The sequence below is a fragment of the Neisseria sp. HMSC073G10 genome (assembly GCF_001812605.1).
Lineage (GTDB): Bacteria > Pseudomonadota > Gammaproteobacteria > Burkholderiales > Neisseriaceae > Neisseria > Neisseria subflava_A.
Map to the genome: position 1 here is coordinate 227,453 of NZ_KV809536.1, position 12,985 is coordinate 240,437.

Sequence of the window (12,985 nt, forward strand, 5' to 3'; positions counted from 1 at the left end):
ATTGTTATAAGATTTTTTACAATCATACCACCAGTACGGCCTTGTGTGCACTATTTCAAATGCAAATATAAACCGCCCATCTTATTGATATTAATGAAAAATTAATAATGTTAAGATGGGCGGTTTATATATTGGATAAAAGGATATATATTTACATAACTTTAAAATGGAATGCGCAAAGAAACAGTCACATGATCCTGTATTTCACTATTTGATTGGTTGGGCATGCGCGCAAAACCTTTGCCATAGTCGGCAGAAAGCTGCCATTTGTCCGCCTTGCCTAAATTTAAACCTGCAACCACACCCATGGCACGTTGCGAACCTTCGTTATTGTTTTTGGCAACGCCAATGTCCGCGCCTAGATAAGGCTCGATATAGATGCCGTGGGGCGTATTGCGGCGGAAATAAACAGTATTGCTTAACAGGACTGCGCTGTTTGCGCTCAAAGAAGTTGAACGGAAACCGCGTACATTTTGATAACCGACGATGTCCATTTCTTTGGTGGCAAACAAATCATGCGGGCTATATTGGGCATCGATTTGGTGATGGTTGCGCACGATCCATTTACCCAATGGGCGGTTTTGAATCAAATTGCTTTGCAAGGATACAGAGGTATAGAGCTTGTCGAATGGCGTGTGTTCGGTATTTTTCGCAAACCCTTGTTCCACGCCGATATTGTTGAGCCAAATACCGTTTGGCAGGATGGTTGTATGCGACAGGCCGACTTGTGCCGAATAGATTTCCGGGCTTTGCAGTTCCAGTTTGCTGTCGGCAAATTTTGCAGTCTGTTTCACATAATCGATGCCGGCATAGGCGGAGGTAATGTGTTTTTGACTGCGTGAAAATACGCGGTCCGCTTTGATTCCTGCCGCTTTGGATTTGGAGCGGTAGGCATAGCGCGTTACGCTGGGCGTTAAGATGCTTTGCGATTGCGACGCGACGGCGTAAGTGCTGAATGTCCATGCGCCATAAGGTACTTGGTAGAACATACTGCCGCCGCGACTGTAATGGCTGTCGTGGTTGTTTAGATTGGTGTAGCCGTTTAAATAAAGGGAGTCGCTCAATCCCAACGGGCTGCCGATATTCAGGCTGCCGCGCAGTGTCGTGGTATTGGGTTTGCTGCCTTTATTGTCGATGGTGACGCTGCCGCCCCAATGTTTTTGGGCATCGTTGTTGAGTTGGATGGAGGCAGTACCGTCATCATGCGGATAAACATCGATGCTGACGTTGTTGCCGGCAACATGGTTTGCCTGTTCGATACCTTGGTCGAGGTATTGGATGTTTAGAGGTTTGCCTTGATGATCGGGGAAGAGGGTATCGACGTTGACTGTACGGGAGCCGCCGGTAATCTCACGGATTTTGCCTTCGATGACTGCCAATTTCAGGACGCGTTCAGGCGTGGTTTCAAATTTGATTTGCGTATGCGGATAGCCTTGAGCGATATACTCGGCAACGATGTCCCGGTTCAGTTGGTTGATGCTGTTTTGATTGATGCATTTGGGTAACTTGGCTTCAATCTTTTGGGAATCGATAAGGGTAATGCCGGAAAGCTCGATACCGGTGTAATCCAAGCATTCGGTATTGTTTTCAGACGGCACCTCTTGTGCAACCGTGTCGTTATCTTGTTTTTTCTGTAAATCCCATGCTGACTGCTCGCGTTTTTGGATTTCAACCGAATGAATCTGGTCGAGATTGTCGCGGAAGTCTTTGTCGAATTGGTTGGATACGTTTTTATCGATTTGATCAGGCGGATTCGGCGTATTGGCCGCGTAGGCGTTCAGTGCGGAGAGAATCAATACGGGCAGGGGAAGAAGGCGGGATTTATACATGGTGTCGTAATTTTATAGGGATAATAATTGGGTTTATTTTATCGAAAATAGCTGCTTGGGGCGTATCGGTTTTTATCGTTGTCTGTAATCAGGGTTTATTAAGCAATGATAGAATAAATTTCTATGATGATACCATAAAAATATTAAGGGAATTTAAATAACAAAAACCTGCCTTTGAAAAGGCAGGTTTTTTCAGACGGCCTTTGAGCCGTTAAAGATTTTGCAAACGCTCGACAGAAGGCGCGTAGTAGTAAGCACCTGATACGGCTTTAGACAAATATTTCAGCAGTAAGTCGGTTTTGCCGTCTGCATCGCCGAACATATTGAGCAGTTGAACTTCAATATTGTGCAGCGTGTTGCAATAGGAAGTGAACATCAAACCATGTTCGCCGCTGAGTTTGCCGAAGGGCAGGCTGCGGCGGACGATTTTCAAGCCAACGCCGTTTTCTTTGACATTGACGCGGCCGAGATGGGAGTCGGGCAGGCGCACGTCTTTGCTGAATTCGTCATTGGTTTCTTTGCTGCGGCCCACGCTGGCTTCTTGTTCGGCAGTAGGAACGGCATCCCATTTTTTTAAATCGTGCAGGTATTTTTGCAGCAAAACATAGCTGCCGCCGGCATCCGGTTTGCCTTCGGGAATAATGGCGACATTGCGCACATTGTCATCGCCCTGCGGATTTTCCGTGCCATCGACAAAACCGTCCAAACCGCGGTCTTCATACAGGCGCAGGCCGTGTTCTTCAGTGGATACGCGGATGCTGTCGCCGAATGCGCTTAATACGGATTGTGCTAAGGCATAGGCGGCTTTTTGCTCGGTGGCTTGGATGTGGATATAGAGGTCGTGTTGGGTGGAGGGTGCGAGGCCGTTGCCCAATTCTGGGAAAGGTTTGATTTCACTGCCTTCGTCAGTATGGCCGAACGATTGCCATGCGCGGCTGCCGAAGGCAATGGTCAAACCCAAAATATCATTCGGAAAACGAGTTTTTAATTTGGCCAGAGCCTCCAAAGAAAGGCGGCAGGCAGATTTGATGTCTTCGTTGCGGCCGTCTGAAATGTCTGCTTCGATAAAAATACCGGCTTGTGCGTGATCAGGAATAATGGCTGATTGGGGATGGCTCATGATGATTCCTTATATTATGGGTTTTTACGCGGGGGATTATACACTGAAAGTTTCAGACGGCCTAAAATCTGCCTTTTGATTTTTTAGGGCGGAAAGGCATGTTTGGCAAGATGTTTTTTGTGAGCGTCATTCTGTTGCAAGTGTTTACATTCGGGCTCGGGCGTTCGCTGCAATGGCTGTTTGCGCCTTGGATTGGCAAAGTCGGCAGGCGTTGGCTGATGGGTATTTCCTATTTCATTACAAACGGCTTGTTGGTCGGCTTGCTGCTGGAGTTGGGGCATATGATGTTCCGCGTGGTGGCATTTTGGATGGTAATCTTGCTGTTTGTGATGTATGCCGCGTTGGCGACATTTATCCTGTATCTTTTGCTGCGCCGTTTTATGGCGCGCCAACCACTGTCACGAAGCCTGCGGCTGTTTGCGCCTTTGTTTGTGGTCGGTTTGCTCGGTTTGGGGATGTATAACGCCTATACGCCCGTTGTCCGCCATCAGACCGTATTCATCAATAAGAAAATGGATAAGCCGTTGCGTATAGGCGTGGCCAGCGATTTGCACTTGGGGATTTTGTTCGGCGCACGTCAATTAGACAAGCTGACGGACATCATGAAGCGGGAACAAGTCGATATGGTGTTGCTGCCGGGCGATTTGATGGACGATACCATCGATGCCTACCTTAAAGAAAACATGAAACCGCATTTGCAGAAGCTGACTGCGCCGATGGGTGTTTATGCCACTTTGGGCAATCATGACTGGTTCCGCGATCAGAAGCGCATCAAACATGAATTGGAAGCGGCAGGTTTGACGGTTTTGGCCAATCAGGTTTTGGAAGTGAATGGTATGTTGCTGGTAGGGCGGAGCGATGATTTGGATCGCAAGCGTCCCAGCACGGAGCAGCTTTTGGAAGGTCAAAATACCGAATTACCGGTTTTATTGATGGATCACCGTCCTACTTCAATCGAAGCCCATGCACGGCTGCCGATTGATGTGCAAGTTTCCGGCCATGTCCACAACGGCCAAGTTGCACCTGCCAACCTTATCGTCCGTACGCTTTATCGTCTTGCTTACGGTTATGAGGCGATCGGCAACGGCCATTTTTTCACCACTTCGGGCTACGGCTTCTGGGGCATTCCCCTTCGTTTGGGTTCGCAATCAGAAGTGTGGGTTATCGACATCAAGTCAAAGCATTGAAATAGAAATATAAACTTCAGGCCGTCTGAATTTTAGACGGCCTTTTTTATGAAAATTGGGAAAAAATATTAAAATTGGATTATAATCAATATAAAAAATCAGCCACCGATATAAGTGGCATCATAACTAGGGAACTTACTATGGGTATTATTAGTCTTGCACTTATCTTCGTATCAATCACCGCAGTCTTATTGTATTTCAAACAACAGTTGAAAGACCACAAAAAAGACTGTCACGAATCCTTTGTCTCTTTGCGCATTGCGCTCGACTGCCGCCATCAGGCTGTCCGTCATGTATTGGATGCATACAGCAAACACCTGCAAGAGCAGGGCATTGCATCGGATCAAAACGTTCAGCAGATGTGTGCCGAAGTCGAAACCGCATTGGCGCAAACTGTCAAAACATTTTCCGAATCCAAAATCAAACATCTGTGTGAAGCCGAAACAGCATTGAATTATGCGCTGAAAAAATTGCAAACTGCCGTCAACGGTCTTTTGAAACAGTATCCTGATAAGAAATTGGCCGGTTTGATGGAAATGCTGAATGCAGCAGAAGCGGAAGTCGCATTGGCACGCCGCACTTACAATCGCAGAGCCGGAAGTTACAACCATCATTTAAACAAGCTGCCCAACCGTCTTGTCGCCAAGCCATTAGGCTTTGACAAGCAGGCAGGATTGGTTCGTTTTACGGAAAATCAAACGCAACGCATGAGCAGCAATATGTTGGCTTAAAAATTAAGCAGTTTGCTGAATAAGCGATAAATAAAAGGCCGTCTGAAATATTAATTTCAGACGGCCTTTTGTGTACTGTTAATGAAAAGTACTTAGGCTTTGGCTAATTTATTGAGCAAAGCGGATCAGGCTGTCGGCAAGCTTATCGGCTGCAGTTTCGTAACCTTGTGCAGAGAAGTGAACGCCGTCTTTGGCTGCCAAGCCTTGAGCCATCCAGCTTTTCATGCTGCATGCGCCCCCCATTGCATCTTGCCAAGACCAGAACATGATTTTTTCGTCACGGGCAACGCGTTGCTGCATTTGTTGTACTTCGCTGAGCAAGACAGGACGGTTGCCGCAGCTGCCGTAGGCGGTTTTCAAAGATTCCGGAGCGCCGAGGATCAGGATACCTGCGTTGGGCAGGGTGTTTTTGATTTGGCGGATGTAATTGCGCCATGTCCGTTCGGTAGAGGAAATATCGAGATTGCCGGAAAAGGCTTCATTGGTACCGTAGGCAAGGATGATTAAATCGGCTTTGGTTTGTGCCAAATCTTCCCACATGCCCGGCCGCCATTTTGACCATTGGGATAACTGCGCGCCGTTGATGCCCATGGCGGAAACGGTTACGCCACGTCCGGGGCGTTCGATATTAATGAAACCGATTTGCCAAGGCATGCCGCTGCTGAGGGTCATTGGCAGGGAGGTATTGGTATGCAGCAGTTGCCAACCATTTTGTGTGGCAGGGATTTCGCGTCCGTTGACGGTCAGGGTTTGCTCGGACCAAACCGGTTTGCCGAAGATGGAGATTTGTTGCATATCCATGCTGCCGTCGGCTGCGCTTAAGGTAACGCTGCCGCCATCGGCGCGTGCTTCAATACCGCCGAAAGAAAAATCGCTGTGTGATTTGCGGCTGCTGATGGTGTTCCAACCGCTGCCGTTGTAACGGACGGTTGCCATGCGCTGGCCTTTGACGGTGTTGGGATAAACCCAACCAATGCCGCCGTTGCCCCATTGTTGTTGTAAACGGCGGCGCAGGCGGTCGGTGAAATAGTCGCCGGCGGTGTGGGAGTCGCCGACTTGGATAATGCGGAACTTACCGTCTGAAGTGTTGTTGAGCTGTTGGAGTTTATTCAGCCAGGCAGGGCGGTTGGAGTCGTAGTTGCTTAATAGGCCGTCATTGGTTGCGCAGGCGGTAATAGGGAGTGCGAGAAGCGTGAGGAGTAAGGTTTTATTAAATTTCATGGTTGTGTATCGTGTGTAAAATTAATTTTTTCCATAATTTTTCCGGCCAGTAGTTTTTGGCCTTCTGCGGAAAAGTGAATGCCGTCCTTGCTGCGGTAACGGATGATTTTTCCATCTACTTTGACAGAGTCGGCATATTCTTCTGCGCCATTGCTCAACAGTTTGTCGGTCGGCAACCAAATGGCTTGAGGCGACACCGTACCCGACAGGATTTTGTCGAGGTAGCGCATCTGTTCGTTGAGCTTGGCTTTTTTCATGTAAGGAATGCCCAGCCAAATGACTTGGACATCATGTGTAGAGGCTGCATCAAGAATACGGCGGACGCGGCTGAGGTATTCTGCCTCCCATTCGGGGGAAGCGAACTTCAGGTATTTTTTACCCATCGGGAAATCCCAAGGGTCGTTAGGGCCTAAGAATACAACCAAAACGCGGATGTCGGGTTCTTTTTGCAAAGTTTGTTCGATGGTTTTCGGCCAGTCGAAGAAGTTGGGGTAGGACAAACCGGTACTTTGTTTGCTGAGGTTGACCGATTGTACGCCATATTCTTGCTTGAGGTGTTTTTGTACGAAAGGTGCAACGCCCTGCATTAATGAGTCGCCGGCAAAGAAAACTTTGTTGCCTTTTTTCAATACAACCTGTGTTGCCGACTGATCAGCCTGATTGCTTGGCTCGCTGGCGGCGGTATCCGTATTGTTAGCCGCATCAGAAGCAACAAAGTCTTTTTGATTGTCCGATGTTTCAATGTTTTCCGTATTTTCAGACGGCCTTGTCGTTTCAATACCAGAGTCTTCCGAAGCCAAAGTGTCTTCTGCTTCCAGCGAAGCTTTCAGGCCGTCTGAAAATTCGTAGGCTTTTTGTTGCCAATCTGCACCGATACGCCACCAAGTGTATTCGGATAAAGGCTCAAGCGGGCTGTTTTCATGATAGGTCTGCTGCCAATAGGCATTGATGGAGTTTTGGGCAAACCACATCAGCGCAACTGCACTGAGCAGAATCGAAACAAACAGGGAGATAAAGCGTTTCATGTTCTGCTCCTTAGAAATTGGCGTAAATAAAGCCGGGAATGCCGGACGGGGCGAAGACGATAATCAGGGCGAGGATAAGCGTGATGGGGATAAACCACAGCCATGCAGGCAGTTTGTCCAAGCCTTTTACCGATGCTTCAAATAAGCGAAGCAAATACGGGTATAGCAAAAGCATCATCGCAAATGCACCCAGCAACATGAGGTCGGTCGGCAGAGGCGCGTTCCAACCTTTGTCATTGGCAAATAATGCGCTGAACAGCATTTCCGTATCGGCAAGCGTTGCGCTGTTGAACACGACAAACGCGAAACAAACGAAATGGAAGGTAAACAGCCAGGCGAGCGGTTTGCCGATTTTCAGACGGCCTAAGGCATTGCGGCCGACGATTTTGTCGCCACAGTTAAGGAACACTAAAGCTGCACCGTGCAGCGCGCCCCAAATCAAAAAGCTCCAGCCATAGCCATGCCAAATGCCGGAAAGCAACATGGCAATCATCAGATTAAGCTGAGTGCGTCCGAAGCCTTTTTTGCTGCCGCCCAAAGGGATATAGATATAGTCGCGAATCCAAGTGGACAGGCTGATGTGCCATCTGTCCCAGAAGTCGCGGATGTTGATGGCGCGAAGCGGCACGGCAAAGTTTTTCGGCAGTTGGAAGCCGAGCAGCATGGCCAAGCCGATGACCAAATCCGAGTAGCCGGAAAAGTCGAAAAAGAGTTGGAAGGTGTAGCCATAAATCGCAGATAACACGCCCCAGCCGTCGAACTGAGCCGGATTTTCAAAAACAGGCGATACCCAGCCTTCCGCCAATACGCCGGCAAGCCACCATTTTTTGGCAATGCCCAACACAATCAGGCCGACTGCCAAAGCCGGATAAATCAGTTGGCGTGCTTGTTTGGTGCGGATTTGCGCCAATGCACCTGCTTGTTCGCCGTCTATGCTTTTAAAAGCGGTCGCACGGATAATCGGGCCGGATGTGATGGTGGGGAAGAAGCTCAAATGCAGTAGGAGCTCGTGCCATTCAAAACGGTCTCCCTTAGGCTCACGGTAGCAATACACCAAGTAAGCCAGCGATTGGAAGGTGTAATAAGACAAGCCTAAAGGCAAAAGGATGTCGATGACGGCGCTTTGTCCTGTATATTGCTGAATAATCGGGCGGAAAAAGTCGAAGTATTTGAAGAAACACAAAACAGTCAATGCCGCCAAAATACCGCAACCCAGCCAAAATTTGCGGATATGCTCGTTTTCAGAAAACATCAGTACGCTGATCAGGTAAACCACAGACGAGTAAACCAAAATCAGCGCGGCAAAGATAGGATCGATACGGTAAAGCCAGCCTAGCCCGGCAACCAAAAGTAAAACGTTTTGAACTTTCGGCAAACGTGCAAATGCCCAGTACAGCGGCAAAAATACGATAAAGAATACCGCAAACTCAATAGACAACAACGGCATGACAATTCCTTGATGTGTTTAAACTTTCAAACTTTTCGATTGATTGTTATTTTTTGGCGTTAAGTTTGGCGCGGATGACTTCGACTACCGCGGGTAAAATCGAAATCACGATGATCGCCGCCATAACTAAGCCCAGATTGTTTTTGACGACGGGGATATTGGCGAAGAAGTAGCCTGCATAGGAAAACGACAATACCCACAACACCGCGCCGATAATGTTGTAACGGATAAACGTCGCGTAGTGCATATCGCCCATACCGGCGACAAATGGCGCAAACGTCCGCACAATCGGCACAAAGCGCGCAATGATGATGGTTTTGCCGCCATGTTTTTCATAGAACGCATGGGTTTTTTCCAAATACGAACGGCGGAAAATTTTGGAATCAGGATTGGCAAACAGTTTTTGTCCAAAATACTTGCCAATCATAAAGTTGGCCGCATCGCCTAAAATAGCGGCCGCCAAGAGCAGCAATACCATGACGTGGATGTTCATGCCGCCGATGGCCGCAATACCGCCGGCGGCAAAAAGCAGCGAGTCGCCGGGTAAAAATGGCGTTACGACCAAACCAGTTTCGCAGAAAATCACAACAAACAAAATCGCGTAAATCCACGGGCCGTATTGGGCGGAGAGGTGGACAAGGTGTTGGTCGATATGGAGGATGAAATCAATAAGGGTAGAAATCACTAGGGTTCCCCAAATAAAAAGGCCGTCTGAAAAAGAACAGACAAATGTTTCGGCAAGAAGTTCGACATTGTAAAACCAAAGCGTAATAAAACCAATGCCGTGAGCGCGTCAAGATATGTTTAGAAGTGCAGATATGTTGCAGGTATAGGCTTCAGACGGCCTTTATCCTTGATGGTGGACGGCAAAACAACGTAAAATAAAGCCGATTTCAACCTAACCGGTGCGCCTTTGTGAACCAGCTCATCTTCGATTTTGCCAGCCATGATTATCCCGGCTTCGACAAATTTCTGGGAACAGAAAATGCCGAGCTGGTGTATGTGTTGCAGCACAAACATGGGCAATTTATCTATGTTTGGGGCGAAGAGGGCGCAGGCAAAAGCCATCTCTTGCAGGCATGGGTCGCACAGGCGCTCGATGCCGGACGAAATGCCATCTATATTGATGCCGCCGCCACGCCGCTGACAGAAGCCGCGTTGGATGCGGAATATCTTGCCATTGACCAAATCGAAAAGCTCAATAATGAAGAACAGGCTTTACTGTTTGCCATCTTCAACCGCTTCCGCAACAGCGGCAAAGGCTTTTTGCTTTTGAGTTCCGAATATACGCCGCAGCAACTCGTTATCCGTGAAGACCTGCGCACACGCATGGCGTATTGCTTGGTTTACGAAGTCAAACCGCTGACCGACCGGGAAAAAATCGATGCGCTCGTCAGCATGGCGGCTATCCGTCAGGTAACCATCGATCCAGAAATTTTCGAATACCTGCTGAACCATTGGCGGCGCGATATGGACAGCCTGATGCAAATGCTCGATACCCTCGACAATTACGCCGTTATGATGGGCCAGCGCATTACTTTGCCGCTTTTGCGCCAGCTTTTAAAACAACAGGAAACCCAATGAAAAACCTTGCCATTTTCGACCTCGACAATACCTTAATCAATACCGATTCGGATCACTCTTGGCCGCAATACCTGATTAAAAAAGGCATAGTCGATGCGGCTGAAACCGAGGCGCAAAATGAAAAGTTCTACCAAGACTATCAAAACGGTTGTCTTGATATCGATGCCTTCCTCAAATTCCATCTCGCGCCTTTAGCCCGTTTCAGCAAGGAAGAATTGGCTGAGTTTCATCGCGAGTTTATGGCCGAATATATTGTTCCGCATATTTCTCCGATGCAGCGTATGTTGGTGCAAAGCCATCAAATGGCAGGCGATGAAATGTTGGTTATTTCTTCGACCAACGAATTTATCATTACCCCTATCTGCCATCTTTTCGGTATTCACAACGTCATCGGCACACAGCTTGAAACCGGTGAAGACGGCCGATATACCGGCAACTATGTCGGTACGCCCAGCCTGAAAGAAGGCAAAATTACCCGATTGAACCAATGGCTTGCCGAGCGTGGCGAGACATTTGAAAGCTACGGTAAAGTTTATTTTTACAGCGACTCCAAAAACGATTTGCCTTTGTTGCGTATTGTGGACGAACCTGTTGCCGTCAATCCGGATGCCGAGCTGGAAAAAGAAGCCAAAGCAAAAGGTTGGCCGATTTTGAATTTCAAATAACGATCAATCAGGCCGTCTGAAATATTTAACCTAACCACAACCCTAATAAGGATAAAACATGAAAACGACTAAACTCCTCGCCTCAGCCCTGTTGTTTGCCGCTGTATTCGGTACCGCACAAGCAGCCGATACCGAAACTCTGGAAGCCATGAAAGCACAAAACGGCAGCGTTAAAACCGTTTTGATGGATGTTTTTACAACTCCTGCCGGCAACGTTGACCGCGTGAATATCATTCAATCCAGCGGCAATCCTGAAATGGACGAACGCGCAGTGAAAAGCGTTTCCAAATATCCTTATCCGAAACGCAAAACCGCATCTAAATATCAACATACCGTTACTTTTGAAACCAATGTTGAAGTAATCAACAACTGATTCGGACGCAAGGCCGTCTGAAAAACAGAAGGCGTTTTGATTGGGAAATTCCCTGTCAAAACGCCGTTTTATTCTTTAAACAAGTATAACCAAAATTGCCGTAAAACCACACGCTCCGGTGCTATACTGAAACAAATAAACCGCTTCATCACACATCATGTCTCCCCGTCCAGTTACCATTACTTCCTACAATATGCACAAAGGCATGTCTGCGCTCAACCGCAAAGTGCAGGTCAACCGCATGGCTGATGCGCTGGGTGCATTGGGTTCGGACGTTTTGTTTTTACAAGAAGTCCAAGGACAACATCTCAACAGAAGCCGTCGTACCGACTTTCCCGATGCGCCGCATTACGACATCATCGGCGACAGCCTCGATTATCATCGCAGCTACGGCAAAAATGCCGTCTATCCCAAACGCCACCACGGCAACGCCATTCTCAGCCGCCTGCCGCTGAAAACGGAAAACAACCTCAACATCAGCGTCAACAAACTCGAACAACGCGGCCTGTTGCATTGCGAAGTCGTGCCTGAAGGTTGGGAAGATCCGCTGGTGTGTTTGTGCGTCCACCTCAATCTGCGCGAGCCGGACCGCCTTAAACAATACCGCACCATCAGCGATTACGTTGGCCGATATATTCGTCCGGAAAGCCCGTTGATTATCGCTGGCGATTTCAATGACTGGCGGCAGAAATCAGCCCATGAGCTGGGCAGGGCATTAAATTTGAACGAAGTATTTGTCGATAATACAGGCAAACGCCCCAAAACCTTCCCTTCGCGCCTGCCCATCCTCAGCCTCGACCGCATTTATACGCGCAATCTTGATGTCATCGATTCTGAAATCCACAACAGTAAAGACTGGCAGCATTTGTCAGATCATCTGCCATTGAGTGTAACGGTTAGACCTCATCGTAAAATGAATATGAAATCAGATAGAAAAATGTAAGGCTGAAATTTTTTAAAGCACTATTGGCAATGTATCGAAAGAAAAAGTTTTTCTCTCAGATATTTGAGACAAAAACAGGCCGTCTGAAAAGTTTCAGACGGCCTGTTTAAGTTTATAAAAAAGCGCAAACCTTTTTATATCAAAAGTTTGCGCTTTAAATCTGGTGGAGGCGGGGGGAATCGTACTTTGAGATTAACTTATTGATTTAAAAATAATAATGTTTTTGTTTGCGGTAAAAGTTACCCCAAAAGTTACCCCAAAACTTTAAGGTAGGGGCATTTTTTTGGCACTATTTACCCCTTGTCAGATTGCCAGTTTAAGCTGTTTGGGTGGCAGGGGCAAAAATATTTTGTGGCATTTCTGCCAAGCTGTGAAATATGGTCTGATTGTAACACCGGCAATCATGCGCCGTCTTGTGGGTTGGTGCTTGCTTTATTTTCCAGCCGTCCGATATTGCCTTTCGGTCTGCTTTTGTCTGTATCAGTTCTGCCGTTCATTTGCCCGCAAAAGAAAGCGTATATATACAAAAAAAACGCAAAAATCGTTTGTTACCTTGTTACCAATGGCTGAAAGGCTTGCTATTCGTGGATTTCGTGGTAACAAAATACAAATCTTAACCTTGTTACCATTTGTTACCGCCCCTGTTTTTTTAATGTAACCATATGAATATAAAAGGGTAACAAGTGGTAACAAATCGGTAACAAGTAAATTTATGTTCATTTGTTACCGTTTTTTCTGTGTTTTTATATTTATATTCATATAGTTATAAATGTTAAATTTTGTGGTAACAAAGGTAACAAGTGATTTTGTCTCGCGCATATGGTTTTATCTTTTCGCGTGTCTTGGTCTCCTTTCCTTTT

13 protein-coding genes are annotated in these 12,985 nt (G+C 47.3%); 7 read left to right on the forward strand and 6 right to left on the reverse strand.

What is annotated here, in order from left to right; translation table 11 throughout:
• Positions 1–161: 161 nt before the first annotated feature.
• Both HMPREF2865_RS09175 and HMPREF2865_RS09180 read right to left on the reverse strand, forming a co-directional pair.
• Complete coding sequence (locus tag HMPREF2865_RS09175) at positions 162–1,829, reverse strand: ShlB/FhaC/HecB family hemolysin secretion/activation protein (protein ID WP_070646817.1); 1,668 nt, start codon at positions 1,827–1,829, stop codon at positions 162–164.
• Between the two features lie 211 nt (positions 1,830–2,040).
• Positions 2,041–2,949 carry a Dyp-type peroxidase gene (locus HMPREF2865_RS09180; RefSeq protein WP_070646818.1) on the reverse strand — a complete coding sequence of 303 codons (909 nt, stop codon included), beginning with the start codon at positions 2,947–2,949 and terminating at the stop codon, positions 2,041–2,043.
• A 98-nt stretch (positions 2,950–3,047) separates the two neighbouring features.
• Here HMPREF2865_RS09180 and HMPREF2865_RS09185 point away from each other — a divergent pair, with 98 nt between their 5' ends.
• Together HMPREF2865_RS09185 and HMPREF2865_RS09190 are read left to right on the forward strand one after the other, a co-directional pair.
• Entirely contained in the window at positions 3,048–4,136 is a 1,089-nt protein-coding gene (locus HMPREF2865_RS09185; RefSeq protein WP_070646819.1) for a metallophosphoesterase, read from the forward strand.
• A gap of 140 nt (positions 4,137–4,276) precedes the next feature.
• Positions 4,277–4,867, forward strand: a complete 591-nt coding sequence (locus HMPREF2865_RS09190; RefSeq protein WP_070646820.1) for a LemA family protein — start codon at positions 4,277–4,279, stop codon at positions 4,865–4,867.
• Positions 4,868–4,975: 108 nt separating this feature from the next.
• On the opposite strand, the gene HMPREF2865_RS09195 is transcribed toward HMPREF2865_RS09190, so the two are convergent.
• Genes HMPREF2865_RS09195 through HMPREF2865_RS09210 form a run of 4 tightly spaced genes read right to left on the reverse strand, consistent with a single transcriptional unit; the run spans position 4,976 to position 9,245 of the window.
• Positions 4,976–6,088, reverse strand: a complete 1,113-nt coding sequence (locus HMPREF2865_RS09195) for an SGNH/GDSL hydrolase family protein (protein ID WP_070646821.1) — start codon at positions 6,086–6,088, stop codon at positions 4,976–4,978.
• Positions 6,085–7,113, reverse strand: coding sequence for a peptidoglycan O-acetyltransferase PatB (gene patB, locus HMPREF2865_RS09200; RefSeq protein WP_070646822.1), 1,029 nt, complete (start codon positions 7,111–7,113; stop codon positions 6,085–6,087). Before patB ends, HMPREF2865_RS09195 begins: the two co-directional genes overlap by 4 nt.
• Positions 7,114–7,123: 10 nt before the next feature.
• On the reverse strand, positions 7,124–8,560 hold the full coding sequence (locus HMPREF2865_RS09205; RefSeq protein ID WP_070646823.1) for an MBOAT family O-acyltransferase: 1,437 nt from the start codon (positions 8,558–8,560) through the stop codon (positions 7,124–7,126).
• Between the two features lie 46 nt (positions 8,561–8,606).
• Positions 8,607–9,245: a DedA family protein gene (locus tag HMPREF2865_RS09210; RefSeq protein WP_070646824.1), complete on the reverse strand. Its 639-nt coding sequence runs from the start codon at positions 9,243–9,245 to the stop codon at positions 8,607–8,609.
• 230 nt (positions 9,246–9,475) lie between these two features.
• On the opposite strand from HMPREF2865_RS09210, the gene hda reads away from it, so the two are divergent.
• The 5 genes from hda to HMPREF2865_RS12065 all read left to right on the forward strand — a co-directional run bounded on the left by hda (position 9,476) and on the right by HMPREF2865_RS12065 (position 12,783).
• Positions 9,476–10,144, forward strand: a complete 669-nt coding sequence (gene hda / locus HMPREF2865_RS09215; RefSeq protein WP_070646825.1) for a DnaA regulatory inactivator Hda — start codon at positions 9,476–9,478, stop codon at positions 10,142–10,144.
• Positions 10,141–10,809 carry a histidinol-phosphatase gene (locus HMPREF2865_RS09220; protein ID WP_070646826.1) on the forward strand — a complete coding sequence of 223 codons (669 nt, stop codon included), beginning with the start codon at positions 10,141–10,143 and terminating at the stop codon, positions 10,807–10,809. The genes hda and HMPREF2865_RS09220 overlap by 4 nt, the downstream gene beginning before the upstream one ends.
• A 58-nt stretch (positions 10,810–10,867) precedes the next feature.
• Complete coding sequence (locus HMPREF2865_RS09225) at positions 10,868–11,182, forward strand: TonB family protein (protein ID WP_003747161.1); 315 nt, start codon at positions 10,868–10,870, stop codon at positions 11,180–11,182.
• Positions 11,183–11,339: 157 nt separating this feature from the next.
• Complete coding sequence (locus HMPREF2865_RS09230; RefSeq protein ID WP_070646827.1) at positions 11,340–12,125, forward strand: endonuclease/exonuclease/phosphatase family protein; 786 nt, start codon at positions 11,340–11,342, stop codon at positions 12,123–12,125.
• A gap of 283 nt (positions 12,126–12,408) precedes the next feature.
• Entirely contained in the window at positions 12,409–12,783 is a 375-nt protein-coding gene (locus HMPREF2865_RS12065) for a hypothetical protein (RefSeq protein WP_141752540.1), read from the forward strand.
• The last annotated feature ends 202 nt before the right edge of the window (positions 12,784–12,985 follow it).

What these genes read in the sequence shown, in the direction of transcription:
- HMPREF2865_RS09175 (WP_070646817.1), bottom strand. Translation starts at nt 1,829, where the DNA reads ATGTATAAATCCCGCCTTCTTCCCCTGCCCGTATTGATTCTCTCCGCA.
- HMPREF2865_RS09230 (WP_070646827.1), top strand. Translation starts at nt 11,340, where the DNA reads ATGTCTCCCCGTCCAGTTACCATTACTTCCTACAATATGCACAAAGGC.
- HMPREF2865_RS09185 (WP_070646819.1), top strand. Translation starts at nt 3,048, where the DNA reads ATGTTTGGCAAGATGTTTTTTGTGAGCGTCATTCTGTTGCAAGTGTTT.
- HMPREF2865_RS09225 (WP_003747161.1), top strand. Translation starts at nt 10,868, where the DNA reads ATGAAAACGACTAAACTCCTCGCCTCAGCCCTGTTGTTTGCCGCTGTA.
- patB (WP_070646822.1), bottom strand. Translation starts at nt 7,113, where the DNA reads ATGAAACGCTTTATCTCCCTGTTTGTTTCGATTCTGCTCAGTGCAGTT.
- HMPREF2865_RS09195 (WP_070646821.1), bottom strand. Translation starts at nt 6,088, where the DNA reads ATGAAATTTAATAAAACCTTACTCCTCACGCTTCTCGCACTCCCTATT.
- HMPREF2865_RS09220 (WP_070646826.1), top strand. Translation starts at nt 10,141, where the DNA reads ATGAAAAACCTTGCCATTTTCGACCTCGACAATACCTTAATCAATACC.
- HMPREF2865_RS09190 (WP_070646820.1), top strand. Translation starts at nt 4,277, where the DNA reads ATGGGTATTATTAGTCTTGCACTTATCTTCGTATCAATCACCGCAGTC.
- HMPREF2865_RS09180 (WP_070646818.1), bottom strand. Translation starts at nt 2,949, where the DNA reads ATGAGCCATCCCCAATCAGCCATTATTCCTGATCACGCACAAGCCGGT.
- HMPREF2865_RS09205 (WP_070646823.1), bottom strand. Translation starts at nt 8,560, where the DNA reads ATGCCGTTGTTGTCTATTGAGTTTGCGGTATTCTTTATCGTATTTTTG.